This is a genomic window from Streptomyces sp. NPDC047917, from assembly GCF_043204345.1.
Lineage (GTDB): Bacteria > Actinomycetota > Actinomycetes > Streptomycetales > Streptomycetaceae > Streptomyces > Streptomyces sanglieri.
In genome coordinates, this window is the sequence record NZ_JBIDCA010000007.1 from 126,361 (window position 1) to 152,361 (window position 26,001).

Consider the following 26,001-nt stretch of genomic DNA (forward strand, 5'->3'; position numbering starts at 1 on the left):
CGGCTCCGACCTGCGAATTCCGCACCCCGTGAGCCTTCCGCAGCACGTGCGTGTTGCTGTTGTCAAGCCCCGAGATATGCCCTGACCTGCGAAAACGCCATTCAGGAGAAGCAGTTCTCGTGTTACTCTTGATAGCCACGGAAGGGGTACCTGTCACATGACGTTCAAGGTTGGCGACACCGTGGTCTATCCCCATCACGGGGCCGCGCTGATCGAGGCTATCGAAACTCGCCAGATCAAAGGCGTGGACAAGACCTACTTGGTGCTCAAGGTCGCCCAGGGCGACTTGACGGTTCGTGTGCCGGCGGACAATGCGGAGTTCGTGGGTGTGCGCGACGTGGTCGGGCAGGAGGGGCTGGACCGGGTCTTCGAGGTGCTTCGCGCACCGTATGCCGAAGAGCCGACGAACTGGTCCCGGCGCTACAAGGCAAATCTCGAGAAGCTCGCCTCCGGCGATGTCATCAAGGTCGCCGAAGTGGTTCGCGACCTGTGGCGTCGTGAGCGCGAGCGTGGACTCTCCGCAGGTGAGAAGCGCATGCTCGCCAAGGCTCGCCAGATTCTGGTGAGCGAGCTCGCTCTCGCGGAGAACACGAACGAAGACAAGGCCGAGGCTCTGCTCGACGAGGTTCTCGCGTCCTGAACCGGCTCGCGCCGGTCGTAATCAATGTGCCGCGGTGCCCGCTGACAACCGTATTCACGGTTTGTCGTCGGGCGCCGCGGCATGTCTGTATTCAGCCACGGCGTGGCTGGAATCAATGCGCAGCCTGTCCGGATTGCGTCCCGACTCACCGATGCGTTGGCTTCATCGGCGATACCCCCGATACGTTGCTCGCGATCTTGCGCAGCTGATCCCGAGCACCGGTGCGGCTTGTCCGACTTCGACGGGGTGTCACGGAAAGGGCCCCGCCGAGTCAGGGCACGGCGCCCGGCTCGCTTGTGGCCATACCCACGTCCGCCGTGGAAACAAACATGCCGAAGCCCCGGAGTGCAATCGATGTCTGATCAATCGCGTCCGTACCGCACGGCCGCCGTGATTCCCGCAGCCGGCCGCGGCGTACGGCTCGGGCCCGGTGCCCCCAAGGCGCTCCGCGCGCTGGGCGGCACGCCCATGCTCATCCACGCGGTACGGGCCATGGCGGCGTCCCGTTCCGTCTCCCTGGTCGTGGTCGTCGCGCCGCCGGACGGCGCCCACGAGGTCAAGAACCTGCTCGACGAGCACGCCCTGCCCGAGCGCACCGACTACCTCGTCGTGCCCGGCGGCGACACCCGACAGGAGTCGGTGCGGCTCGGCGTCGACGCGCTGCCCGAGGACGTCTCCGCCGTCCTCGTCCACGACGCGGCGCGCCCGCTGGTGCCCGTCGACACGGTGGACGCGGTGATCGAGGCGGTACGGGACGGGGCGCCCGCCGTCGTCCCCGCGCTGCCGCTGGCCGACACCGTCAAGGAGGTCGAGCCCGGTGCGCCGGGGGATCCGGAGCCGGTGCTCGGCACGCCCGTGCGGGCCAGGCTGCGCGCCGTGCAGACCCCGCAGGGCTTCGACCGCGACACGCTCGCGCGGGCGCACCGGGCCGTCGCCGTCAGCGGTGAGGGTGCCACGGACGACGCGGGCATGGTGGAGCAGCTCGGGGCGCCCGTGGTGGTCGTGCCCGGGCACGAAGAGGCGTTCAAGGTGACCCGGCCGCTGGACCTGGTGCTGGCCGAGGCGGTACTCGCACGCAGGAGGGCGAACGATGGCTTCTGAGGAAACGACGGTTCCCGCGGAACGCACCGGTCCGGTGATCCCGCAGGTCGGGATCGGCACCGACATCCACGCCTTCGAGGAGGGCCGTGAGCTGTGGTGCGCGGGGCTGCTCTGGGAGGGCGAGGGGCCCGGGCTCGCCGGGCACTCGGACGCCGATGTCGTCGCGCACGCCGCGTGCAACGCGCTCTTCTCGGCCGCCGGGCTCGGCGACCTCGGACAGCACTTCGGCACCGGGCGGCCCGAGTGGTCGGGCGCCGCCGGGGTGACCCTGCTGACCGAGGCGGCCCGGATCGTGCGGGCCGAGGGCTTCGGGATCGGCAATGTCGCCGTCCAGGTCGTCGGTGTACGGCCGAAGATCGGCAAGCGGCGGGACGAGGCGCAGAAGGTGCTGTCGGCCGCCGTGGGGGCGCCCGTCTCGCTCTCCGCGGCCACCTCCGACGGTCTCGGCTTCACCGGCCGGGGCGAGGGCATCGCCGGGATCGCGACCGCGCTGGTATACCGCACCGGCTGACCCGCACCCGGCCCTGACCTGCCGGGACCTCTGGGGGCACGGCCTTGTTGCACATCGCTTGCACGTACGCTGGTACGGCAAGCGATGTGTCGTACGAGGACGGTGGGCTCACGGATGAGCACGACGACGGTGGTGCCGGTACGGGCCGGAACCGACGGATACGTACTGCGCACCGCCACCCCCGCCGATCTCGGCGGGGCGCGGGCCGTGATGCTCGACACCGTCTACCGCGACCTGCGGTCCGGTTACGTACCGCGCTGGCACGCCGACATCATCGATCCCGAGAGCGCCTATCTGCGCCCGGACCGCTGCACCCTGCTGGTCGCCGAGTACGAGGGCGGGATCGTCGCCACCGGCGCGGTGCGCGACCGCGGGCCCCAGGCGCCGCCCAATCCGCAGTGGGTCGCGGACCGCTTTCCGTCCGGGACCACCGCCCAGCTCTGCCGGATCTACGTCGCGCCCGGCCATCGCAGGCGCGGGCTGGCCCGGCGGCTGGTGCGTGAGCTGTGCGGCTTCGTCGCGGCGGCTGGCGGGTACGAGGCGGTCTACCTGCACACCGACCCGGCCGTGCCCGGCGCCGAGCCGTTCTGGCGGTCGCTGGCGGACGAGGTGTGCGACGAGCGCGCGTTGCCGGGTGGTGGCCAGGGCATCGTGCACTTCGAACTGCCGATGCCGGTGCCCGCCACCCCGCCCGCTAGATGACAATCGTTTTCATATAAGGTCACTGTCATGCCCTCGCCCCGACGCCGTCGCCCCGCGCTGCCCCTGACGCTCTCCGCGGCCGCCCTCCTCGTACCGCTCGCCACCGCCTGTTCGTCCACCGACGGCTCGGGCGGCTCCGCGGACGGGCAGCGGCTCCGGGTCGTCATGGCCTTCCCGCCCGCCCAGGCCATGTCCCCGTACGGCGACGACGCCGTCACCCTCAGCCGCCTCGCCGTCATCGAGGGCCTCACCACCCTCGACAAGAACGGCGACGCCAAGCCCGCGCTCGCCACCTCCTGGAAGCGCGACGACGACCGCACCTGGACCTTCACGCTGCGCGACGCCGCCTTCCAGGACGGCGGGAAGGTCGGGTCCGCCGATGTCGCGCGCTCGCTGCGCGTCGCCGAGAAGGCGTCCCCCAAGCCCCGGGTCCTCAGCGACACCCGCCTCGACGTCACCACGCCGGACGCCGGGACCGTACGGATATCCACCCGGACCCCCGACCCGCTGCTGCCCCAGCGGCTGGCCAACCCCTCGCTCACGATCCTGTCCGAGGGCGCGTACAAGGGCGGCAGGGTGAACCCCGCCGGGCACGCCACCGGACCCTTCACCCTGACGAAGGTGAACGGCGCGCTCGGCGCGACGCTCCAGCGCAACGACAGCTACTGGGGCGCCGGGGCCGAGGCGCCCGGTGTCGACGTGAAGTTCGTCGCCGACGGCACCGCGCGCGCCAACGCGCTGCGCACGAAGACCGTCGACGTCGCCGAGTACGTACCCATCTCCCAGGCGTCCCTCCTCGGCGACGGGCTCGTCCACGAATTCCCCTCCGCCCGCACCAACGGCCTCTCCCTCAACACCCGGCACGGGGTCTTCGCCGATCCGGCGATGCGCGCCGCCGCCCGCGAGGCCATCGACTCCGCCGCCCTGGTCAAGGGCGTCTACGAGGGCCGCGCCGACACCGCGAAGGGCCTCCTCGGCCCCGGCGTGCCCTGGGCCGCCGCCGGCCGCACCGCCCCCACGGACCGGGCCAAGGCGGCCGGCCGGGCGGAGGTCGCGAAGACGAAGCAGATCGTCCTCGCCACGTACACCAACCGGCCGGAGCTGCCCGAGGTCGCCACCGTCGTCCAGCAGCAGCTCACCGAGCGCGGCTTCACCGTCAAGCAGGTCGTACGCGACTACGCCCAGCTGGAGGCCGACGCGCTGGCCGGCAAGTACGACGCGTTCATCCAGGCCCGCAACACCCTCCTGGACACCGCGGACCCGGTCTCCTACCTCGCGTCCGACTTCACCTGCGACGGCAGCTTCAACATCTCCCAGCTCTGCGACGAGCGGATCGACGCGGCCGTGGACAAGGCCGCCGGCCTCGCCGGCACCGACGCCCGCCACCGCGCCGAGATGAACGCCGAGGCCGGCATCCTCGGCACCGACGCCCTCGTGCCGCTGCTCCACGAACGCTTCGTCCAGGGGTACGACGACAGCCGCGTCCACGGAGTCTCGCTCGACCCGATGGAACGCACCCTGATCACCGCCGACACCCGCGTCGGGTGACCGGGTGAAGCACCTGGCGGGGCGGCTCGGCACGCTCCTCGCGGTCCTCGCCGTCATCGGGCTGCTGCCCGCCCTGACCCGGACCGACCCGGCGCTCACGATCCTGCACGCCCGGTACGCCGACCGGCCGCCGACCCCCGAGACCCTCGACGCGATCCGCGCCGAAACCGGGCTCGACGGCGGGGCCGCGCACGTCCTCGGCGACTGGCTGGGCGGGCTCCTCCACGGCGACCTCGGCACCTCCTGGGTCTCCGGACAGCCCGTCGCCCCCGACGTGACGGCCGCGCTCGGCGTCTCACTGACCCTGATGGGCCTCTCGCTCGCCGTCGCCCTGCTGCTGGCGGCCGCGCTCTGCGCGGCCACGCTGCGGCGCGGGGCGCGGCGCCGGATCGTCACCGCGCGGGCCGGGGTGAGCGCCGCTGTCCTCGCCGCGCTGCCGGAGTTCCTGCTCGCCGCCGTCCTGGCCGCCGTCGTCGCCGTACAGCTCGGCTGGCTCCCGGCGCTCGGCTGGGGCGCGCCCGGACAGACGGTGCTGCCCGCGCTCGCCATGGGCGTTCCGGCGGGCGCCCTGCTCGGCCGGCTGCTGGACGACGCGCTGCCCGCCGCGTTCGCCGAACCGTGGGCGCGGGCCGCCGCCGCGAGCGGACTGCCCGGACGGCGCGTCGCGGGGCACGCCCTGCGCCGCACCCTGCCCGGACTGCTGCCGCAGCTCGGCCTGGTCGTGGTCGGCCTCACCGGCGGCGCCGTCGCCGTCGAGACGCTGTACGCCGTGCCGGGGCTCGGCGGTACGGCGCTGGCCGCGGCCCTCGCGCAGGACCTCCCGGTGCTCCAGGCGTGCGTGCTGTTCCTGCTGCTCCTGGGCGTCGTCGCGGGCGTCGCGGCCCGCCTGGCCGGGCGCGCGCTGCTCGGGCCCGCCCTGTCCGACGGGGCCCTCCCGGCCCTGGTGCCCCCGGTCCTGCCCGCCCGCCGGCTGCTCACCGCCGGGGCGGTGGTGCTCGCCGCGCTCTTCGTGGCCGTGACCGTCGCCGGGCTGCTGCGCGACCCGTCGCACGTCGACGCCGCGGCCCGCCTCGCCGGTCCGTCCGCCGCGCATCCCCTCGGCACGGACTCCCTCGGCCGTGACGTGCTGGCCCGCCTCGGCCACGGAGCGGCCCGTACGGTGCTGACCGCGATCGCCGTCTCCGCCGTGACGCTGCTGCTCGGCCTGGTCCTGGGAGCGGTACGGGCCGGGGCGCTCACCGAGACCGCGAACGCGCTGCCGGCGATCCTGTGCGGCCTGGTCGTCGCGGGCATCGCGGGCCCCGGCCCGCTGGGCGCCGCGGTCGCCGTGGCGGCCGTCGCCTGGGCTCCGCTCGCCGCCCACACCTCGGCCCTGTACGCGCAGGAGCGCGCCGCACCGCACATCGCGGCAGCCCGTTCGATGGGCGCCGGGCGGTGGCACCTGGCCCGGCGCCACCTGCTGCCCGCCGTCGTGCCCCCGGTCCTGCGCCACGCGGTGCTGCGGATCCCGGCGATCGCGCTGGCCCTCGCCTCGCTGGGCTTCCTCGGCCTGGGTGCCCAGGCACCGGCGCCGGAGTGGGGCCGGATGCTCTCGGAGAACCTGCCGTACGCGGAACGGGCCCCCTGGTCCGTGCTGGCCCCCGCCGCCGCGCTCGCCGCCCTGGGCGCACTGGCCGTCCTCACGGCGGCAGCGGTACGGGGGCGGGCCCGGGGCCGGGCAGGTACGGCTTGAACGGGGACGGGGCGCCCGGCGCCGGCGGGCGGGCGGGGGCGGGGCCCCTCCGGGCCGTCTCCTCGGAACCGACGTGGCACCCCGCTACGTGTGCTGGGCCGGTCATCTACGTCAGTCCCTGCGGGGACGGCCCTGCGTGGCCCCGCCCCGGCGTCGTGGGCGGCTGCGGGCCGGTGGCGCCGTCCGCGTGCGTACGGGCCCCGGTGGGGCGGCGCAGGGGTGGTCGGGTCCTTCCGGGGGTCTGCGGAAGCTCTGTTGTCCGGGGGACGCCTCGGGCCACCTCGTCGAAGCTGCCGGCGGGGTGATCCGGTGACCGCCGCCGCACCCGTCCTCGGGGCCGCCACGAGGACCACGCCCTACCTGCGGCTCCTCACCGCCACCCAGTTCGCCTTCAACATCGGCTTCTACGCCGTGCTGCCCTACCTCGCGACCCATCTCGGCACCGGCCTCGGCATGGCCGGATGGCTCGTCGGGCTCGTGCTCGGGCTGCGTACGTTCAGCCAGCAGGGGCTCTTCGTCGTGGGCGGCGCCCTCACCGACCGGTACGGGCCCCGGCCCGTCGTCCTCGTCGGCTGCGCCCTGCGGATCGCCGGCTTCGGGTGGCTGGCCTTCGCCGGGTCCACCGTGGGCGTCATCGGCGCGGTGGTCCTCATCGGGTTCGCCGCCGCGCTGTTCTCGCCCGCCGTGGAGTCCGAGACCGCCCGCGAGTCCGTCCGGTACGAGCGGGACACCGGAACCCCGCGCGCCCAGGTGCTGGCCGTGTTCTCCGCGGCCGGACAGGCGGGTGCCTTCATCGGGCCGCTGCTCGGTTCGCTGCTCCTGCTGCTCGGCGCCGGATTCCGGGCGGCCTGTCTCGCCGGTGCGCTGGTCTTCACCGGCGTCCTCGCCGGACACGCCCGGCTGATGCCCCGCCGGGCTCCGGTCACCCGGACGGCCGAGTCCCGCGGCTCCGTACGCGAGGTGTTCGGCAACCGGCCCTTCCTCCTGCTCTGCCTCGCGTACAGCAGCTACCTGATCGCGTACAACCAGCTCTACCTCTCGCTGCCGGCCGAGGTGGCGGGGGCCACCGGCGGGCAGGCCGCGCTCGGCTGGCTGTTCGCGCTCTCCTCGCTCCTGGTGGTCTGCGCCCAACTGCCCCTGACCCGCTGGGCCGCCCGCCGCGTCGCCCCGCGCACCGCGCTCGTCACCGGCCTCGGGATCGTCGCCGCCGGGTTCGCCGCCGTGCCGCTCGCCCCCGGCGGCCCCGCCGGACTGCTGCCCGGTGCCACCCTCGTCGTGCTGCTCACCCTCGGCCAGATGCTGCTGGTCCCGGCCGCGCGCGGCCTCGTACCGGATCTCGTCGACGACCGGCGGCTCGGGCTCGCCACCGGGGCGCTCTCCTCGGTCTCCGGGCTCGCCGTGCTCGGCGGCAGCGCCGCCACCGGGGCACTGCTCCAGGCGCCGGACCCGGTCCGGTGGGCGGTGCTCGCCGCCGTGCCGCTGGCGGGTGCCGCGCTCGCGCTGACCCTTCCGGTGGGCGGGAACGGGAAGCGGGAGCGCCGGGCCGGGGTTGGGGGTACGTAGAGGCACCACCGGACCCACTGGAGGACGTACGCCATGCCCGCCGCACTCCCCGCAGAACTCAAGGCGCTTCTCGACACCCCCGTCTTCGTCACCGTCGCCACCGTCCAGCCCGACGGCAGCCCCCAGGTCTCCCCGGTCTGGGTGAAGCGCGACGGCGACGACCTGCTCGTCTCGACGTCGGTCGGCCGCCGCAAGGAGCAGAACCTGCGCCGTGACCCGCGGGTCTCCGTCGTCGTGCAGCCCTTCGACGCCCCGTACACGTACGCCGAGATCCGCGGCACCGCCACCCTGACCACCGAGGGCGGCGACGAGCTCATGGACGAGCTGTCCGTGAAGTACACCGGCAAGAAATTCGCGGAGTTCAACCCCTCCGTCGACGACGCCGAACGGGTGGTCGTCCGGATCACCCCGCGCAAGGTCGTCGGACGCGTCTGAGAACACCCCCTCGGAGGACCCCCCGACGCAGGCGGAAGCGACCCGCTGTAACAAGTTGTCCCCGCGATCCCCAAGGGGTCGCGGGGCACTGGTGCGCGCCCACTACCCTTGAGGCGTGACTATTCGCCTGTACGACACCAGCGCCCGGCAGATCCGTGACTTCGTACCGCTCACAGCGGGCTGTGTCTCGATCTACCTCTGTGGCGCGACCGTCCAGGCCGCCCCGCACATCGGGCACATCCGGTCCGGGCTGAACTTCGACATCATGCGCCGCTGGTTCCAGTACCGCGGCTACGACGTCACCTTCGTCCGGAACGTCACCGACATCGACGACAAGATCATCGCGAAGTCGGCGGAGCAGGGCCGCCCGTGGTGGGCCATCGGCTACGAGAACGAGCGGGCGTTCAACGCCGGCTACGACGCGCTCGGCTGCCTCCCGGTCACCTACGAGCCCCGCGCCACCGGCCACGTCCCCGAGATGATCGAGATGATGCGGGGCCTGATCGAACGCGGTCACGCCTACGCGGCCGACGGCAACGTGTACTTCGACGTGCGCTCGTTCCCCGGCTATCTGGAGCTCTCCAACCAGGACCTGGACGATCTGCGCCAGCCCTCCGGCGACGGCGAGACCGGCAAGCGCGACCAGCGCGACTTCGCCATGTGGAAGGCGACCAAGCCGGGCGAGCCCAGCTGGGAGACCCCGTGGGGCCGCGGCCGCCCCGGCTGGCACCTGGAGTGCTCCGCCATGGCGCACAAGTACCTCGGCACCGCCTTCGACATCCACGGCGGCGGCATCGACCTGATCTTCCCGCACCACGAGAACGAGATCGCCCAGGCCAAGGCGTACGGCGACGAGTTCGCGAAGTACTGGGTGCACAACGGCTGGGTCACCATGTCCGGCGAGAAGATGTCGAAGTCGCTGGGCAACTCGGTGCTGGTCAGCGAGATGGTCAAGGCGTGGCGCCCGATCGTGCTGCGCTACTACCTCGGCACCCCGCACTACCGGTCGATGATCGAGTACAGCGAGGAGGCCCTGCGCGAGGCCGAGTCGGCGTTCGCGCGGATCGAGGGCTTCGTCCAGCGCGTCACCGAGAAGGCGGGCGAGACGGTCGGGCCCGCCGCCGAGGTGCCGCCGGCCTTCGCCGAGGCGATGGACGACGACCTGGGCGTCCCGCAGGCGCTCGCGATCGTCCACACCACGGTCCGTCAGGGCAATTCCGCACTGGCCGCCGACGACAAGGAAGCCGCCGTCGCCCGGCTCGCCGAGGTCCGCGCGATGCTCGGCGTCCTCGGCCTCGACCCGCTCGACGAGCACTGGGCGGGCGAGAGCGACCGCGGCGACGATCTGCACGGGGTCGTCGACACGCTCGTACGCCTCGTCCTCGACCAGCGCCAGTCGGCCCGCGAGCGCAAGGACTGGCCCGCCGCCGACGCCATCCGCGACCAGCTCAACCAGTCCGGACTCGTCATCGAGGACAGCCCCACCGGGCCGCGGTGGACACTCGGCCCGCGCCAGTAGTCCCCACCATGTGCCGCCCGGCGTTCCGGGCGGCACACTTCACTTACGTACGCATGTCTGAGAAGCAACGAAACAGGTAGGTCATGGCCGGGAACAGCCAGCGCAGGAACCGCCGCACGTCCAACAAGAAGGGCATGCAGGTCGGCAGCGGCGGGCAGCGGCGCCGTGGCCTCGAAGGCAAGGGCCCGACGCCGCCCGCCGAGGCCCGCAAGAAGCACAAGAAGAACCGCATCGCGACCGCCAAGGCCAAGCAGGCCGCCAACCGCCGCCCCGCCCCCCGGCGCGGCGGCGTCAAGGGCACGTCCGAGATGGTCGTCGGCCGCAACCCGGTCTACGAGGCCCTGCGCGACGGCGTACCGGCGACGACCCTGTACGTCCAGCAGTACATCGACAACGACGAGCGGGTCCGCGAGGCGCTCCAGCTGGCCGGCGCGCGCGGCAACATCAACCTGATGGAGGCCCCGCGCCCCGAGCTGGACCGGATGACGAACGGCCTGAACCACCAGGGCCTCGTCCTCCAGGTCCCGCCGTACGAGTACGCGCACCCCGAGGACCTCACCGCCGCCGCGTACGACAACGGCGAGGACCCGCTGATCGTGGCCCTCGACGGTGTCACCGACCCGCGCAACCTGGGCGCGATCGTCCGTTCCGTCTCCGCGTTCGGCGGCCACGGCGTGGTCGTGCCCGAGCGGCGTGCGGCCGGGATGACGGCGGGCGCCTGGAAGTCCTCGGCCGGTACGGCCGCCCGTACGCCGGTCTCCCGGGTGACCAACCTGACCCGGGCCCTGGAGGGCTACCAGAAGGCCGGCCTCACGGTCGTCGGCCTGGCCGCCGACGGCGAGCACACCGTCGAGGACCTGGCGGAGCTCGCCGGACCCGTCGTCATCGTCATCGGCAGCGAGGGCAAGGGCCTCGGCCGCCTGGTCGGCGAGACCTGCGACTACCGGGTCCGCATCTCGATGCCGGGCGGCGCGGAGTCGCTGAACGCGGGTGTCGCGGCCGGGATCGTGCTGTACGAGGTCGCGCGGCGCCGGGCCTGAAAGTCCACCCGGCCGGGGGGCGGCCGAGTGGAGCCTCCCCCCGCCGGAGCCCATTGACGGGCCTCGGACACATCGGGCCCGTCAAGGCAGTGTCCTAAACACAGATCACTCGGTTAGATGAGTGTGGACACCAGAACGCCTCGGTTCGACGAACAACCCGCCCTGAGCATGACCAAGGTGGACTGCGACCCTGCGCAGGTCATCGTCAACCACGCCAGCTTCCGGGTGCAGCTCGCACCGGGCCAGCGCCCGCGGCTGCGCGGTCTGGCCCCCGCCGGCGCGCCCAGGATCCCCGCCATGAGCGGCGCAGGAGCGGCCCGCGGCAGGCGCTCGCCCGTCGTGTGGAGCGGCAGGTCCGCCCCCGGCGACCCCGGCGCCACCGGGCTCCTCCAGGCCGTGCGGAACTCCACCGCGGGCCGCCCCGCCCCGGCCGGGTACGACCCCTACGCGGTCCCGGCGCGCGACGGCGGGCCCGGCACGGCCGGCACCCAGGTCATCGACCTCCTCGACGAGACCCAGCCCAACCCTGTCGTCACCGCCCCCCACCAGCCGGACCGCTACGGCAACGGGCCGCTGCTGCCGCCCATGCGCCGGGCGGTCGGCGCCTTCGACGACGACGGCGCGCGGTACGCACGGCAGGCGTACGACGACGAGGACGGGTTCGACGAGGAGAACGAGGCCCGGAGCGGGCGCCAGAACAGCGACTCGGTCCGGCACGCGTACTACCCCGGCCGCCGGATGAACCTCGGCGTCGTGCTGCTCCCGCTGCGCGTCTTCCTCGGCTTCATCTCCATCTACGCCGGCATGGGCAAGCTGTGCGACCCGGTCTACTTCGACGGCGGCGACCGCGGTTCCATGGTCAAGTGGCTGAACTCGCTGCACCCCTGGGCGATGGCCGAGCCGCTGCGCGACTTCGCGCTCTCCCACCCCGTCGGCGCCGGACTCACCGTCGCCTTCCTCCAGGTCGTCGTCGGCGTCCTCACCGTCCTCGGCCTCTGGCAGCGGGTCGCCGCCGCGTTCGGCGCGCTGCTGTCCGCCGCCCTGCTGGTCACCGTGAGCTGGCGCACCGTCGCCGCCTACGACGCGCCCGACATCATCTACCTCGCCGCCTGGAGCCCGCTGATCATCGCGGGCGCGCCCGTCTACTCCGTCGACGGGCGGCTCGCCGGTGAGGCCTGGCGCAGGCTCGGCCCGCGCTCGGCGATCTGGGACCTGCGCCGCCGGGTGCTGCGCCGGGGCGCCGTGGTCGCCTCCGTCGTCGTCGGTCTCACCCTGCTGGTGGGTGCGGTGCTCGGTGGCGCGGTCCGGTCCTCCGGGGTGGTCACCGTGCCCGGCCCGAACACCGACCCGACCAACCAGCTCCCCGGCTCCCCGCTCCCGCAGGAGTCCCGCAGCGGCCGGGCCTCGCACTCCCCGGAGGGGCAGCGCCCCGTGCCGTCCCGGAGCAGCGCCGCCACGACGCCGTCCACCACGCCGTCCACGCCCGCCGCGGGCACCGTCCGCGAGTCCGGTCAGGCGGCCGGCGCCGGCCAGCCCAGCCAGACGCAGGGCACCGGCCGGCAGGTCCCGCAGCAGACGGCCCCGCAGCCGCCCCCGTCCAGCAGTTCCGGCCCGTCGTCGTCCGGTTCCACCGGTACGGGCGGCGGCTCCACCGGCGGATCGGACGGCGACGGTGCCTCCGGCGGCACGTCGGGCGGCGGACAGAACCCCATCGGCGGCCTGCTCGGCTGAGCCGCAGGCCCGTACAGGACGGCCCGTACGAGACGGCTCGTACAGACGGAAGGGGCGGTCACCGGTATCCCGTACCGGTGACCGCCCCTTCCGCTTCGAAGGCCGGTCCTACTGCTTCGAAGGCCGGTCCTACTGCCCGAGCTCCTTGGCGGCCTCGGTGAGGTCCTTCGCCGTGTCGATCGCCCGCCAGTAGGCGCCGTGCGGGAGCGGGTACCCGGCCAGCCTGCGTTCGCGGGCCAGCCGGGGGAACGTCGTCCGCTCGTGGTCGCCCAGGTCCGGCAGCAGTGTGGTGAATTCCGGGGAGAAGACGTACACGCCGGCGTTGATCAGATACGGCGACGGCGGCGACTCGATGAAGTCGGTGATGTGCCCGAACGCGTCGGTCTCCACGGCACCCCAGGGGATGCGGGGACGGGCCAGGGCCAGGGTGGCGGTCGCATCGCGTTCGGTGTGGAACGCGGCCATCTCGCGCAGCGAGAAGCGCGTCCAGATGTCGCCGTTGGTGGCGTACCAGGGCTGTTCGGGGTCGGGGAGCCGGGCGGCGGCGTACTTCAGCCCGCCACCGCGGCCCAGCGGCTCGGACTCCACGACGGTCGTCACGCGCAGTGGCAGCACCGCCGAGTCCAGCCACTCCTGCAGCACCTCGGCGAGATGACCGCACGACACGACGGCGTCGGTCACGCCTTCGGCGGCCAGCCAGGAAAGCTGATGGCCGATGATCGGCGTCCCGGTGCCCGGGATCTCGACCATCGGCTTGGGGCGGTCGTCGGTGTACGGGCGCAGCCGCGACCCCTGGCCACCTGCCAGGACCACGGCCTGCGTCGGATACGTATGCATGCCAGGCACGATATGCCGTGCCCGGAGCGGTCGGTCAGCTGAACTGGGCGACGCCCGAGGCGAAGGACGTGTCGCAGACGGGGCGCGAGAAGCGGTGGGCGTGGGTGGGGCCGTACTTCTCCACGGCGGCGCGGCCCAGGGCCTTGGCGATCGACATGCAGTGCCGGGCGAGCGAGGGGCGGCCCTCGACGGAGCGCTGGAGGTCGGTGAGCGCGACCGTCGGGTCCTTCTCCCGGAGCTCCAGGAGCAGCCGGTCGCGAAGGGCGTCCTGCGGGGTGCGCGTCTTGGCGCGCTTGGAGATGTCGTGGGCCGACGCGGTCAGCACCTGCGGCTCGGAGCCGTGCGCTGCCCACGGCACGCTGGTGACGGCGAGGGTCCCGGAGAGGACCATCACGACGGGCAGGACGAAGGCGAGGGATCGGCCGATGCGGCGCGCGGTGTGGGTCACGCAGCGAGCGTAGCGGGCAGTGATGATATGGCGACAATTCGTCACTCTTGCGAGGGATGGTTCGAGGGTGTTTTTCGAATTCGGTGTTGACGAACGGGGCCGAAATGACCGGTGTGCCGGGGAATCCGGCGCCGTACGGGTCCAAACCCCCGGGCGTCCCGTGGCGCGCGAACGGCCCCGCACGAAGAACGTGCGGGGCCGTTGTGGTGCGGCTGTGCGGGTGTGTCAGGCGGTGAGACGCTCACCCGTCGACGTCGCGAAGACGTGCAGCTCGTCCGGGCGCGGCACGACGTGCAGCTTGGTGCCCTTCTCCGGGACGGCGCGGCCGCCGACGCGGACGACCAGGTCCTTGTGCTCGCCACCGACCTCGGCGGCGCCGTAGACGAAGCCGTCGGCGCCGAGCTCCTCGACGACGTTGACCGAGACGGCCAGACCGGCCGGGGCGTCGGCGCTGTCCTTCGAGAGGGACTTCGCGGCGGCGCCGCCGTGCTCGACGATGTCGAAGTGCTCCGGGCGGATGCCGACCGTGACGGTCGTGTCACCACGGTCCGCGGCGGCGGTGAGCGCCTCGCGGGAGACCGGGACGACGCTGTTGCCGAACTTCACACCGCCGTCGGTGATCGGGACCTCGACCAGGTTCATGGCGGGGGAGCCGATGAAGCCGGCCACGAAGAGGTTCGCCGGCTTGTCGTACATGTTGCGCGGCGAGTCGACCTGCTGGAGCAGACCGTCCTTGAGGACCGCGACCCGGTCGCCCATGGTGAGGGCCTCGACCTGGTCGTGCGTGACGTACACGGTCGTGATGCCCAGACGGCGCTGGAGCGAGGCGATCTGCGTACGGGTGGAGACACGGAGCTTGGCGTCGAGGTTCGACAGCGGCTCGTCCATGAGGAAGACCTGCGGCTCACGGACGATGGCACGGCCCATCGCGACACGCTGGCGCTGACCACCGGAGAGCGCCTTCGGCTTGCGGTCCAGGTACTCGGTGAGGTCCAGCATCTTGGCGGCCTCTTCGACCTTCGCCCGGATCTCGGTCTTGTTGACACCGGCGATCTTGAGCGCGAAGCCCATGTTGTCCGCGACGGTCATGTGCGGGTACAGCGCGTAGTTCTGGAACACCATGGCGATGTCCCGATCCTTCGGGGGCAGGTGCGTGACGTCGCGGTCACCGATGCGGATCGCGCCGCCGTTGACGTCCTCAAGACCCGCGAGCATGCGCAGGGAGGTCGACTTGCCACAACCGGAAGGACCGACGAGGACGAGGAACTCACCGTCCGCGATGTCGATCTCAAGCTGGTCCACGGCCGGCTTCGTGGAGCCGGGGTAGACGCGGGACGCCTTGTCGAACGTGACACTGGCCATGCTGGATCTTCTCCTCCACCGGCAGGAACGTGCCGGACGATCCGAGTGCGGGAGTGGTCTGGTCCACTTGGATGAACCTTCAGCGACGCTACCTGGCCATTTCGAATCTGTCAGTAGTTCGACGCCCGCGAAATTCCGGGACCGCGCGGGTGCGGCGTTGGTTACACTGCTCCGGCACGCCTCCTTAGCTCAGTTGGCCAGAGCAACGCACTTGTAATGCGTAGGTCGTCGGTTCGAATCCGACAGGGGGCTCCGCGAAGGCCCAGGACAGAGCGCATCTGACCTGGGCCTTCTGGTGTTCTGCGGCCGGACTCCGCGGGTGTGAGCCGGATCACGGTTGAGGTTGACCTCGGGTCAGGGTGGACGCTCGGCGCATCGGCAGACCGCTACGGGTGCCGATCCGGGTACGGCGGATCCAAGGGGAGCAACCACCATGTCCATCAACCTTTCCGGCCAGGACAAGAGCACGCTCGACGATGCTGCCGGGCGGGAGCGGCCGGGGCTTCGGAAAGCCCTGGAGGAGATCGTCGGTTCGGGTATCACCGGGATCACGCTGCGCGTGCACGACGAGCGGGGCGAGTGGGTCGGCAGTGCCGGGGTGAGCGAGCTGGGCGGGGCCGAGAAGCCGCCGGTGGACGGGCACGTCCGGATCGGCAGCAGTACCAAGACCTTCATCGCGGCCCTGGTGCTGCGGCTGGTGGCCGAGGGCGGGGTCGGGCTGGACGCCCCGGTGGCCGGATATCTGCCCGAGCTCGGGGTGGACGGGCGGGTCACGGTGCGGATGCTGCTCCAGCACACCAGCGGGATCTTCAACTTCACCGGCGAGTACTACGAGGACGGGACGGTGGTCGCGGGGATCCCGGCCACCACCGCGGGCAAGGAGTGGGTGGACAACCGTTTCAGGACCTATCGGCCGGCGGAGCTGGCGCGGCTGGCGCTGTCCAGGCCGGCGCGGTTCGAGCCGGGCGCGGACTGGAGCTACTCCAACACCAACTACGTGCTGGCCAGGCTGCTGATCGAGCAGGTCACCGGCCGCTCGGTCACCGAGGAGATGCGGCGGCTGATCCTGGAGCCGCTCGGTCTGTCGGGCACCGCGGTGCCCACCACCGGGACGGAGGTCGCGGAGCCGCACGCCCACGCCTACTACCGGTACGAGGACGCCGGTGAGGAGCGGACGGTCGACGTCACCAGCCTGAATCCCTCCTGGATCTCCAGCGGGGGCGACATGATCTCGACCTCCCGGGACCTGCACACGTTCATCTCCGCGCTGGTGAGCGGCAGGCTCCTGCCGGCCGGGCTGCTGGCCGAGATGTGCACGCCGCACCCGACGCCCATCCCGGGCATGGAGTACGGCCTGGGGGTGTTCGTGCAGGACACGGGCCGTGGGGGCACCGTCATCACCCACAACGGCGGCGCCGCCGGCCATGCGGCGCTGATGTACAGCACACCCGACGGGAGCCGGACCATGACCGGCACGCTGAACTACGTGGACGATGCCGCGCTGTCGCAGGCCGCGGCATTCCAGCGGGCCACGCAGCGGCTCGTGGACGAGGTGTTCTGTGACGGGGCGGCCGATCCGGCCCGGCCGGCGGGCTGAACACCGGTGCTCCGTAAGCCCGGAGAGGTGTTTCCTCACGGACTCGCGGCGGGCGGCACGCGCATCCGCGCCACACCGGGCCGAAGCGCGAGGCAGGCTTGGCGGATGAGCAATGGAGTCACGATCGGGCAGGCGGCGGCCTTCGTCGGCGTCACGGTGAAGACGGTGCGGCACTACCACAAGCTCGGCCTGGTCGAGGAGCCGGAGCGCGACAGCTCCGGCTATCGACGGTACGGCTCGGCCGACCTGTTGCGCCTGGTGCAGGCCCGCACGCTGGCCGCCGCCGGGGTCCCGCTGGCCGAGATCGGGCCGCTGCTCGATGCCGACGCCACGCGGTTCGCCGCCGCGCTCGTCGATGTCGAAGGTCAACTCACTGAGAAGATAGAGGAGTTGACTGCGCGGCGTGACACGCTGCACCGGCTCGGCGACGGCAACCGGGCGCTGCTGCCCGATCGCGCCGTGGCGTTGCTGGAGCGGATGTCCGGCCTCGGCTTCACCGCGGACGAGGTGGCGGCCGCCCGGGAGGGGCTGGTGCTCGCCCGGGCCCTGGTGCCCGAGGGCTTCGACGACCACCTCGCCCATGTCGAACAGGCTCTGCGGGACCCCCGGTTCGTCGCCTTGAGCAGGCGCGCCGCCGAATCCGCGGCCTGGGATCCCGACGACCCCCGCATCGCCGAACTCGCCACCGCCATGGTCGACCACTACCTCGCCGACCCCGCACAGCTCAGGATCGTGACCGGCCTGCAGGCCCGTACCGAGTCCGCCACCCGGTACGAGATGATCGCCCACCACGGCGGGGAAGAGGCGCCGGCGTCGGCCCGGCTGGTCGCGCTCGTCGAGGCCGGGCTCCGCGCCGCCGGTGTCCGTATCCCCGGACCGCGCCCCCGCTGACCTCAGTTGTCGTATCCGGACCGTTCGCGGAACTGTCCGAAGCGTTCGGTGACGATCGGCAGCCGGTCGGCGGCCAGGGCGTGCGCGGCGGCCCTGGGGGTGCTGTTCTCGGCCTCGGCGCGGGACAGCATCTGGTCGACCAGTGCGCGCATCGACCGGCGGGTGTACGCGAACGCCTCGTCGGCGTCGGCGCCGATGTCGCCGAACAGGGTCCACCACCACCAGGCGTTCGTACCGGAGTTGACGACGACGTCCGGCAGTACGGTGATGCCGCGGGCGGCCAGCAGTGTCTCCGCCTCCGGCACCACCGGCATGTTGGCGGCCTCGACGATCCAACGGGCGGTGATGCCCGCCTGGTTGGTGGCGTCCACGGCGTACGAGACGGCGGCCGGCACCAGTACCTCGGCGTCGGCGGTCAGCCAGGCGTCGGCCGGGAGCTCGTGGTCCTCGGCGCGCAGGGCGGCGCGGTCCACGGTGCCGTGGCCGTCGCGGGCGGCGAGCAGCGCCTCGACGTCGAGGCCGGCGGGGTTGGCGACGGTGCCCTTGATGTCGGCGACGGCGACGACGCGCAGCCCGGCGCGGGCCAGGAAGCGGGCGGTGGCGCCGCCCATGGTGCCGAGGCCCTGCACCGCGACACGGGTGTCCCGGTGGGCGACGCCGGCCCGGTCCAGGGCGGTGAGCACCGATTCGGCGACGCCGCAGCCGCCCACCAGCTCGTCCAGGCCGATGCCGTCCACGTCGATGGCGAACGCGTCGGCGAGGCGCCGCCGGGCGGCCTCCTCGTCGTCCAGGAGCGGGTAGACCGCCTGGATGGACGAGACCAGGCCCGCCTCGGCGGCCGCCCGGTCGACCAGGTCCTGGGTGAGGCCGAGGTCCTCGCCGGTGGTCCAGAAGTGCTCGATGTAGGGGCGCACGGCGCGCAGGTAGCGGACGAGGACGCCGTAGGCGGCGGGGTCGCGCGGGTCGCAGTCGATGCCGCCCTTGGCGCCGCCGAGCGGGATGTAGCGGCCCCGCGGGTCGTAGTGCAGTGCCTCCTTCATCGTCATGCCGCGGGCCAGGCCGGTGACCTCCTCCAGCGTGCAGCCGGAGCGCATCCGCAGTCCGCCGCTGGAGACGCCGCGCACCAGGCGGTCGATGACCAGGTGTCCCTGGCGCCCGGTCTCCTGGTCGGTCCAGGTGAGGGAGATCAGGGGAGGGGCGGTTGTGGCGGGGGCGGCGGAGGCGGTGGCGGTCATCGGGGGAGCTCCTCGGGGACGTGGACGGGGACGGGGGTGAGGGGGAGGGGGACGGTGATGAGGGTGGGGCCGGGGGTGTCCAGGGCGTGGCGCAGTGCCGCGGCGAGTGCCTCGGGCGAGTCGGCCCGTACGCCGTGGCCGCCGTAGGCGCGGGCCAGGGCGGGCAGGTCGACCGGTGGCAGGTCGACCGCGGTGGGGCGGTCGCCGCGGGACACCATCTCGTCGCGGATCTCGCCGTAGCCGCCGTTGTCGAAGACCACGACGGGCAGGGGGAGCCGCAGCTGTACGGCGGTGGCCAGTTCCTGTACGGAGAACTGGAGGCCGCCGTCGCCGCTCAGGGCGACGACCGGGCGGGTGGGATCCGCGGTCTTCGCGCCGATGGCGGCGGGCAGCGCGTAGCCGAGCGTGCCGAAGCCCGTCGGGTGCAGATAGCGGCCCTCGGGGGCGACGGGCAGGTGCGGGATCGCGCCGTAGTAGCAGCACTGGGCGCTGTCGGAGGTGAGCACCGTGTCCGCCGGGAGCACCGCCCTGATGGCCGCCAGGTACGGCAGCAGGTGCGCGTCCTCGCTACGGGTCTCGGCGTTCCGCTCCTCGCGCAGTGCGGCGACGGCCCGGTGGACGGTGTCGTCGGCGGGCGCCGGGACGTTCGGCAGGGCGTCGAGGAGGGCGCGCACGGTGTGGCGGGCGTCGCCGAGCAGGGGGATGTCCGCGGGTGGTCCCGCGTACATCGGGGCCGGGTCGATGTCGGCCCGCACGAGCGTGCCGGTGAGCGCGGGCAGGGGCTCCCACAGGTCGGACTCGGCGAGTTCCGTGCCGACGGCGAGCAGCACGTCGCACTCGGCCAGCCGGCGCCGGACGGCCCGGCTGTGCAGCGAGACGCCGAGCGAGAGCGGGTGGGTCTCCGCGACGATCCCCTTGCCGTTGGCGGAGGTCACCACGGGCGCGCCCAGCTGTTCGGCCAGCCGCAGGCACTCGGCGGCGGCGCCGCGCGCACCGCCGCCGAGCACGATCACGGGCCGGTCCGCCGAGCGCAGCGCCCCGGCGGCCGCCGCGAGGGCGTCCGGGTCCGCCGTCGCGGGGGAGACCGGCGGGGCGGTGCGTACCGGCCCGGCCGGTTCCGCGGCGGTGAGCAGGTCCAGCGGGACCTCGATGTGCACGGGGCGGGGGCGCCGCGTACGGAAGAGGGTGAAGGCGCGGGCGACCGCCACGCCGATCTCCTCGGCCGAGGACACCCGGTGGCTGACGGCCGCGACGCCCCGCAGCGCCTCGGTCTGGCTGCGCATCTCGTGCAGCAGGCCGGTCGACTGCCGGGGGTGGCGCAGCGGCATGCCCGGTGAGACGACGAGCAGCGGGACGCTGTCGGAGTACGCCTGGCCGACGGCGGCGGCGATGTTCAGCAGGGCCGGTCCGGTGGTGGTGATCGCCACGCCGGGCCGGCCGCTGACCCGGGCGTAGGCGTCGGCGGCGTAGCCCGCGCCCTGCTCGTGGCGGGGGTTGAGGTGCTCGATCCGGTGCGCGGCCAGGTGCCGGTAGATCTCCAGGTTGTGGGTGCCGGGAATACCGAACGCCCTGGTCACGCCGTGTGCGGCGAGTGCCCGGACCAGGGCCTCTCCGCCGGTGATCAGGGTGGGGGAGGTGGTGGCGGCGGGGGGATCCGACATGGTGGCTCCAGGCACTGCGTGGGCTCCTTACTGAATGAGCAGTCAGTATTTGGAGTGGTGGACACCCCTGTCAATGCGCGCGAGTACTGAACATTTGTTCAGTTGTCGGGGGATGGCCGCAGAGGGGGCGGAGGAGGCGGCGAGGGGGCGGAGGAGGCGGCGAGGCGGTGGGCCGGGCCGCCTCGGTGGCGTCGGCGCCGACGGCGTACGTCATGGCGGTGTCGGTTGCGCGGCTCGGTTCCGGGAAGCCGACGGTGGTGAACAGAGCGGCCGGTCGTCCGGGGAGCGGCATCGGATCGCGGCCCGGGCAGGCGAGGCCGGCCCCGCCGGGGACCGGGGCCGGCCGGGGGCGGCGCAGGGCACCCGCGCACCGGCCGTCCCGTGCTGTGCGGGCGGGCGGGCGTACGCGGAAATGACGACGCGCGGTCGCACAAAGGGGCGGATTCGCTTAACGTGCTTACCGGCCGGGCCAGTTCGAGGGCCCGGAGACCGGAGGTGCCGTGGGGAGCCAAGTCCGTTCGCGCGTGTCGGCGTACGCGATCGCCACCGTGCGGGAGCAGTTGCTGCTGACCCGGCTCTCCGCGGCCTCCCCGGTCTTCGAGCCCGGCCTCTGGCACCTGCCCGGTGGCGGGATCGACCCGGGTGAGCAGCCGCGGGAGGCACTGGAGCGTGAGCTGTACGAGGAGACCGGCCTCGGTCTCCTCGGCGCCCGGCTGGTGGACGCGCGGGCGTACACGGCCCACCGGCTCGGGATCGACTGGAATCTGGTGGGGCTCTTCTACCGCGTCGAGCTCAGGCCCGGCCCGCCGACGGTCACCAGGGCCGATGACTCGACGAGCGCCGTCGCCTGGATGCCGTTGGCCGGACTGGACGGTTCGACGCTGTCCCCGGCCACGATCGACGCGCTCGGCATGATCGACGGACTCGGCATGATCGACGCGCTCGGTGTGACCGGCGGTCGGGGGGACGGGCAGTTGCCGGGCACGGGGCCGGGTCGCTGAGGCGGGCGCCGGGACGGGGCGCCGAGGCGGGCCTCGGTGTGGGAAACGGCATCCCCGGCTCGCCGTCCGTTCGCGGCACGTGACCGGGGAGGTACTGGCGGACCTCGGGTCCGGTGCGTGAACCTCTCGGCTCCTCGCTGTGCCAGTACCTCCCCGTCCCCGAAGTCCACGGCCGGCCGATGGCCGTAACTCTGATGCGTACGCCGGTGGGAGGGCAGGCGGCGGCTCCGGAGCGTGTTGCGTCCGGCGGCCGGAAGGAATCCCTACGTTCCCCGCATGACGCTGAGAGACTTCCGTGCCCCGGGAAGAAGACGCGGGCAGAACAGGCTGGGACGTTGGGCCGCCGGCGGGCTCGGTGTGCTCGGGCTGCTGGCGGCGGGGCTGGGGCTGCCGGGGCAGGCGGCCGCCGCGCAGCCCGTGGGGGTTCCGCTGGTGGACGAGACGTTCACCGGGGCCGACGCGAACGCGGAGTTCGAGGCGTTCGGGCCCGCCTGCCTGACCGGCGCGCCCGAGGCCCCGGCGCCCGGCCCCGGCACCCATCCGCTCACCGGCTGCCCGTCCGGCGCGACCGGCCCCGTACCGCCGAACAACGCTGCGCCGCACGGCTACCTCCGGCTGACCGACGCGTCCAACGACCAGTCCGCCGCCGTGCTCTACAACCACGCGCTCCCGGCCAACCAGGGGCTGGTCACCACCTTCGAGCAGTGGCAGTACGGCGGCAACACCAACCCACCGGCCGACGGCATCTCGTTCTTCCTCATCGACGGAGCCGCGTCGCTGACCTCGCCCGGAGCCTTCGGCGGCAGCCTGGGCTACGCGCAGAAGCTCCCCGACGACAACCCGGGCGAGACCTTCCTGCCGGGCGTCAACCGGGGCTACCTGGGCGTCGGGCTGGACGTCCTCGGCAACTACTTCGGTGACTGGGAGCACCGCGGCAACGGCTGTGCCACCCGCTCACCGGCCGGTACGTCCTTCCGGATCCCGGCGCCCGGCGCGAACATGGTGACGCTGCGCGGGCCGGGCGACGGCACCGAGGGCTACTGCTTCCTCGATGCGACCACCAGCAACTTCTCGACCACCGGGCCATGGCCCTCCACGCTCCCGGGGCAGTTGCAGGGACCGACCACCTCGGTGCCGCCGACCTCCACCCCCCAGGAGGCCGAAGCGCTGCTGGAGCCCTCGCGCCGCACGGTGACCGTCGAGGTCTCCCCGGCACCGAACCCGGTGATCACGGTCTCGATCGACTTCCACGACGGCAACGGAACCCAGCAGGTGCTGTCCACCCCGGCACCCCAGCCGGTGCCCAGCACCTACAAGTTCGGCTTCGCCGCGTCGACCGGGCTGTTCACCGACGTCCACCTCATCCGGAATCTCACCGTCCACCCGGCTGCCGCGCTGCCCCGGCTCAACCTGGTCAAGCAGGTCTCCCAGGAACCGCCGCTGCCGACCCCGCTGACGCCGGGCACCAAGGTGCCCTACGAGTATGTGGTGACCAACAGCGGCAACGTCCCGCTGACGAACGTGCACGTGACCGACGACCGGGTCGCCGGCATCATGTGCCCGAAGAACACGCTGGCCGTGGGCGAGACGATGACCTGCACCGGCAGCTACACCGTCACCGAGGCGGACGGTACGGCCGGTTCGGTCACCAACACCGCCACCGCGCACGGGCGTGACAACGGCACCCAGGTCGATTCGCCACCCGACGAAGTGACCCTGGAGGTCCAGGCCGGGCCCGGGGTCCGGCTGGAGAAGTCGGCTGACGACACCCGGGTGTACGAGGTCGGCGACGAGGTGGCGTACACGTACACCGTCACCAACACCGGCCCCCAGGCGCTGACGGACCTCACGGTCACCGACGACCGGGCGGCAGCGGTGACCTGCGATTCGCGCATGCTCGCCCCGGCCGGGCAGCCCGGCTCAAGCACCACCTGCCACGGCACATACGTGATCACGGAGGCGGACGCGGAGCACGAGTCGGTCACCAACGTCGCCACCGCGCACGGGCAGTCCGGAGGCGTGCCGGTGAAGTCGGAGCCCGACGAGGTGACGGTGCTGGTCGCCTCCGAGCTGAGCCTGCATCTGACGAAGTCGGCCGAGGACCGCGTGTACCGGGTCGGCGACGAGGTGACGTACACCTACACCGTCACCAACAACGGCAACGCGACGCTGACCAATGTCGGAGTCACCGACGACCTCGTCCCGGGCGTGACCTGCCAGGCGGCCACGCTGGCCCCGGGGGCCGTCACCACCTGCGTCGGCCGCTACACCGTCACCGAGGCGGATGTCGCGCGGGGCACGATCGTCAACGTGGCCTTCGCGCATGGGCAGTTCGGCCGCACGGATGTGCAGTCGGAGCCCGACGACGTCACCCTGCGCACCGAACCCGAGACCGAGCCCGGGCTGCGGCTCGCCAAGACGGTGGACGACTCGCGCACGTACAGGGTGGGCGACAAGGTGACGTACACCTACACCGTCACCAACACCGGCTCCCGGGAGCTGACGGGGATCTCGGTCACCGACGACCGGGTGACGGGCGTGACCTGCGAGGCGACCACGCTCGCCCCGGCCGGGCAGTCCGGTGACAGCACCACCTGCACCGGCACCTACCGGGTCACGGCCGCCGACGCGAAGCGCGGCGGGGTCGTCAACCGCGCGGAGGCCACGGCCGAGAACGGCGCCGTCCGGTCCAACCAGGACCAGGCCCGCATCTCCGTCGGGAAGAAGCCCTGCGAGGGCAAGCACTGCAAGCCGAAGCCGCCCTCGAAGCCGAAGCCGTGCCACGGCAAGCACGACAAGAAGTGCAAGCCGAAGCCGCCTTCCAAGCCGAAGCCGTGCCACGGAAAGAGCCTCTGCCACTCGGCGTGACAGGCGCTCCGCGCAACTGACCGGCACGATCACGGGCACCCGCCACCACTCCGGTGGCGGGTGCCCGTCCGTCGTCGCGGTCAGTGGCGGCCGGCCAGCCGGTCCGCTGCCTTCGCGACGGGGTCCGTGCCGGGGCGCGGGGAGGTGAGTTCGCGGCGGTCGGCGGCGCGGTAGGCCGCGTACATGCCGTGGACGCCGAGCCAGCGGAAGGGCTCCGGTTCCCAGCGGCGGACCTTGTGGCCGACCCAGGGGAGGGCGGTCAGCTCGGTGGGCCCCGACTGGCCGGAGTTCTGCTGGATCAGGTCGCGCAGGGTACGGGCGGCGAGGTTGGTGGTGGCGACGCCGGAGCCGACGTAACCGCCCGCCCAGCCGAGCCCGGTGGAGCGGTCGAGCGTGACCGTGGCACACCAGTCGCGGGGGACGCCGAGGACGCCGGACCAGGCGTGATCGATGCGGGCGCCCGCAGTGGTGGGGAAGAGGCGGACGAGGATGTCCCGGAGGGCCTCGATGGTGGCGGGCCGGGTGCGGGCTGTGTCGTTGAAGTGGGCCGCGCCCGAACCGAAGCGGTACGGGACGCCGCGGCCACCGAGCGCGATGCGGTCGTCGGCGGTGCGCTGGGCGTACATGTAGGCGTGGGCCATGTCGCCGAGGGTCTCGCGGCCGTCCCAGCCGATGGTCTCCCAGACCGGGGCCGGGAGCGGCTCGGTGGCGATCATCGAGGAGTTCATGGGCAGCCAGGTGCGCCGCTGGCCCTTGATGTTCGCGGTGAACCCCTCGGTGCAGCGCAGGATGTACGGGGCGCGGACGGTGCCGTACGGGGTGTGCGCGTGCTTGGGCTTGATCTCCGTGACGGGTGTCGACTCGTGGATGGTGACGCCGAGCGCCTCGACGGTCGCGGCGAGCCCCTTGACGAGTTTGACCGGGTGCAGCCGGGCGCCGTGCGGGGTCCAGGTGGAGCCGACGGCTCCGGTGACGTTGACGCGTTCGCAGGTCTCGCGGGCGCCGCGCAGGACGCGGTCGGTCTCGCCGAAGGCGATCTCGACGGAGTGGAAGTCCTTGAGCCTGGCCAGCTGCGCGGGCGTGTAGGCGACTTCGAGGACGCCGCCCTGATGGATGTCGGCGTCGATGCCCTCCTCGGCGGCCACCCGGACGACCTCGTCGACCGTCTCGTTCATCGCCTGCTGGAGCCGGACGGCCGCCTCGTGGCCGTGGAGCCTCGCGTAACGGTCGCGGCCCGCGATGCCGTTGTAGAGCCAGCCGCCGTTGCGCCCGGAGGCGCCGTAACCGCAGAACTTGGCTTCCAGCACGGTGATGTTGAGGAAGGGGACGGCCTTCTTGAGGTAGTAGGCGGTCCACAGACCGGTGTATCCGCCCCCGACGATGCAGATGTCGGCGGTGGCGTCGCCGGGCAGAGGCTCGCGGGCGAGCGGGGTGCCTTGGTCCGCGTACCAGAACGATATGCCGCCGTTGACGGTGCTGACGGTGCTCATGTTGCCCCTGCTTTGTCCGGTGTGAAGCCCTGTGGTGTGGTCTGGCTCTGGGGGTGTCCCTGGCTTTCACTGCGTTGTCCTCGGGCGGG

General features: G+C 72.7%; 21 protein-coding genes and 1 tRNA gene. 16 read left to right on the top strand and 6 right to left on the bottom strand.

Annotated elements, in window-relative coordinates:
• Positions 1 to 157 precede the first annotated feature (157 nt).
• From ACGF8B_RS18370 to ACGF8B_RS18420, 11 genes are all read left to right on the top strand, one after another.
• A complete protein-coding gene (locus ACGF8B_RS18370) occupies positions 158 to 640 on the top strand; it encodes a CarD family transcriptional regulator (RefSeq protein WP_006380568.1) in 483 nt (160 codons plus the stop codon).
• Positions 641 to 994: 354 nt separating this feature from the next.
• Entirely contained in the window at positions 995 to 1,741 is a 747-nt protein-coding gene (gene ispD / locus ACGF8B_RS18375; RefSeq protein WP_392739532.1) for a 2-C-methyl-D-erythritol 4-phosphate cytidylyltransferase, read from the top strand.
• Positions 1,731 to 2,252: a 2-C-methyl-D-erythritol 2,4-cyclodiphosphate synthase gene (gene ispF, locus ACGF8B_RS18380; RefSeq protein ID WP_392739534.1), complete on the top strand. Its 522-nt coding sequence runs from the start codon at positions 1,731 to 1,733 to the stop codon at positions 2,250 to 2,252. Before ispD ends, ispF begins: the two co-directional genes overlap by 11 nt.
• 114 nt (positions 2,253 to 2,366) lie before the next feature.
• Positions 2,367 to 2,954, top strand: coding sequence for a GNAT family N-acetyltransferase (locus tag ACGF8B_RS18385; protein WP_392739536.1), 588 nt, complete (start codon positions 2,367 to 2,369; stop codon positions 2,952 to 2,954).
• A 27-nt stretch (positions 2,955 to 2,981) separates the two neighbouring features.
• Entirely contained in the window at positions 2,982 to 4,502 is a 1,521-nt protein-coding gene (locus ACGF8B_RS18390; protein WP_392739538.1) for an ABC transporter substrate-binding protein, read from the top strand.
• Positions 4,503 to 4,506: 4 nt separating this feature from the next.
• Complete coding sequence (locus ACGF8B_RS18395; RefSeq protein WP_392739540.1) at positions 4,507 to 6,234, top strand: ABC transporter permease subunit; 1,728 nt, start codon at positions 4,507 to 4,509, stop codon at positions 6,232 to 6,234.
• Between the two features lie 309 nt (positions 6,235 to 6,543).
• Complete coding sequence (locus tag ACGF8B_RS18400) at positions 6,544 to 7,797, top strand: MFS transporter (RefSeq protein ID WP_392739542.1); 1,254 nt, start codon at positions 6,544 to 6,546, stop codon at positions 7,795 to 7,797.
• 33 nt (positions 7,798 to 7,830) lie between these two features.
• A complete protein-coding gene (locus ACGF8B_RS18405) occupies positions 7,831 to 8,232 on the top strand; it encodes a PPOX class F420-dependent oxidoreductase (RefSeq protein WP_342286795.1) in 402 nt (133 codons plus the stop codon).
• A gap of 115 nt (positions 8,233 to 8,347) precedes the next feature.
• Entirely contained in the window at positions 8,348 to 9,751 is a 1,404-nt protein-coding gene (gene cysS, locus ACGF8B_RS18410) for a cysteine--tRNA ligase (RefSeq protein WP_392739544.1), read from the top strand.
• Between the two features lie 83 nt (positions 9,752 to 9,834).
• The gene (rlmB, locus tag ACGF8B_RS18415) at positions 9,835 to 10,791 is read left to right on the top strand and encodes a 23S rRNA (guanosine(2251)-2'-O)-methyltransferase RlmB (RefSeq protein WP_124717238.1); all 957 of its coding nucleotides are present in this window, start codon (positions 9,835 to 9,837) and stop codon (positions 10,789 to 10,791) included.
• Between the two features lie 117 nt (positions 10,792 to 10,908).
• The gene (locus ACGF8B_RS18420) at positions 10,909 to 12,522 is read left to right on the top strand and encodes a DoxX family membrane protein (protein WP_392739546.1); all 1,614 of its coding nucleotides are present in this window, start codon (positions 10,909 to 10,911) and stop codon (positions 12,520 to 12,522) included.
• Between the two features lie 129 nt (positions 12,523 to 12,651).
• On the opposite strand, the gene ACGF8B_RS18425 is transcribed toward ACGF8B_RS18420, so the two are convergent.
• The 3 genes from ACGF8B_RS18425 to ACGF8B_RS18435 all read right to left on the bottom strand — a co-directional run bounded on the left by ACGF8B_RS18425 (position 12,652) and on the right by ACGF8B_RS18435 (position 15,169).
• Complete coding sequence (locus tag ACGF8B_RS18425) at positions 12,652 to 13,359, bottom strand: nucleotidyltransferase family protein (RefSeq protein ID WP_124717236.1); 708 nt, start codon at positions 13,357 to 13,359, stop codon at positions 12,652 to 12,654.
• A gap of 34 nt (positions 13,360 to 13,393) precedes the next feature.
• Positions 13,394 to 13,807, bottom strand: coding sequence for a hypothetical protein (locus ACGF8B_RS18430; RefSeq protein WP_124717235.1), 414 nt, complete (start codon positions 13,805 to 13,807; stop codon positions 13,394 to 13,396).
• Positions 13,808 to 14,032: 225 nt separating this feature from the next.
• Positions 14,033 to 15,169 (bottom strand): ABC transporter ATP-binding protein, encoded by a 1,137-nt coding sequence (locus ACGF8B_RS18435; RefSeq protein ID WP_392739549.1) that lies wholly within the window; start codon positions 15,167 to 15,169, stop codon positions 14,033 to 14,035.
• A gap of 178 nt (positions 15,170 to 15,347) precedes the next feature.
• Between ACGF8B_RS18435 and ACGF8B_RS18440 the strand changes: the two genes are divergently transcribed.
• From ACGF8B_RS18440 to ACGF8B_RS18450, 3 genes are all read left to right on the top strand, one after another.
• A tRNA-Thr gene (locus ACGF8B_RS18440) sits at positions 15,348 to 15,421 on the top strand.
• A gap of 181 nt (positions 15,422 to 15,602) precedes the next feature.
• Complete coding sequence (locus ACGF8B_RS18445) at positions 15,603 to 16,766, top strand: serine hydrolase domain-containing protein (RefSeq protein ID WP_392739551.1); 1,164 nt, start codon at positions 15,603 to 15,605, stop codon at positions 16,764 to 16,766.
• 105 nt (positions 16,767 to 16,871) lie between these two features.
• The gene (locus tag ACGF8B_RS18450; protein ID WP_392739553.1) at positions 16,872 to 17,657 is read left to right on the top strand and encodes a MerR family transcriptional regulator; all 786 of its coding nucleotides are present in this window, start codon (positions 16,872 to 16,874) and stop codon (positions 17,655 to 17,657) included.
• A gap of 2 nt (positions 17,658 to 17,659) precedes the next feature.
• Here ACGF8B_RS18450 and ACGF8B_RS18455 read toward each other — a convergent pair whose 3' ends face one another.
• Together ACGF8B_RS18455 and ACGF8B_RS18460 are read right to left on the bottom strand one after the other, a co-directional pair.
• Positions 17,660 to 18,892, bottom strand: coding sequence for a Glu/Leu/Phe/Val dehydrogenase dimerization domain-containing protein (locus ACGF8B_RS18455; protein WP_392739555.1), 1,233 nt, complete (start codon positions 18,890 to 18,892; stop codon positions 17,660 to 17,662).
• Positions 18,889 to 20,553 carry a 5-guanidino-2-oxopentanoate decarboxylase gene (locus ACGF8B_RS18460; RefSeq protein WP_392739557.1) on the bottom strand — a complete coding sequence of 555 codons (1,665 nt, stop codon included), beginning with the start codon at positions 20,551 to 20,553 and terminating at the stop codon, positions 18,889 to 18,891. The genes ACGF8B_RS18455 and ACGF8B_RS18460 overlap by 4 nt, the downstream gene beginning before the upstream one ends.
• 500 nt (positions 20,554 to 21,053) lie before the next feature.
• Between ACGF8B_RS18460 and ACGF8B_RS18465 the strand changes: the two genes are divergently transcribed.
• Both ACGF8B_RS18465 and ACGF8B_RS18470 read left to right on the top strand, forming a co-directional pair.
• Positions 21,054 to 21,554, top strand: a complete 501-nt coding sequence (locus tag ACGF8B_RS18465) for an NUDIX hydrolase (protein WP_392739559.1) — start codon at positions 21,054 to 21,056, stop codon at positions 21,552 to 21,554.
• A gap of 276 nt (positions 21,555 to 21,830) precedes the next feature.
• Positions 21,831 to 24,422 carry a hypothetical protein gene (locus ACGF8B_RS18470; RefSeq protein WP_392739561.1) on the top strand — a complete coding sequence of 864 codons (2,592 nt, stop codon included), beginning with the start codon at positions 21,831 to 21,833 and terminating at the stop codon, positions 24,420 to 24,422.
• An 80-nt stretch (positions 24,423 to 24,502) separates the two neighbouring features.
• On the opposite strand, the gene ACGF8B_RS18475 is transcribed toward ACGF8B_RS18470, so the two are convergent.
• Positions 24,503 to 25,912, bottom strand: coding sequence for an NAD(P)/FAD-dependent oxidoreductase (locus ACGF8B_RS18475; RefSeq protein ID WP_392739563.1), 1,410 nt, complete (start codon positions 25,910 to 25,912; stop codon positions 24,503 to 24,505).
• Positions 25,913 to 26,001: the final 89 nt, after the last annotated feature.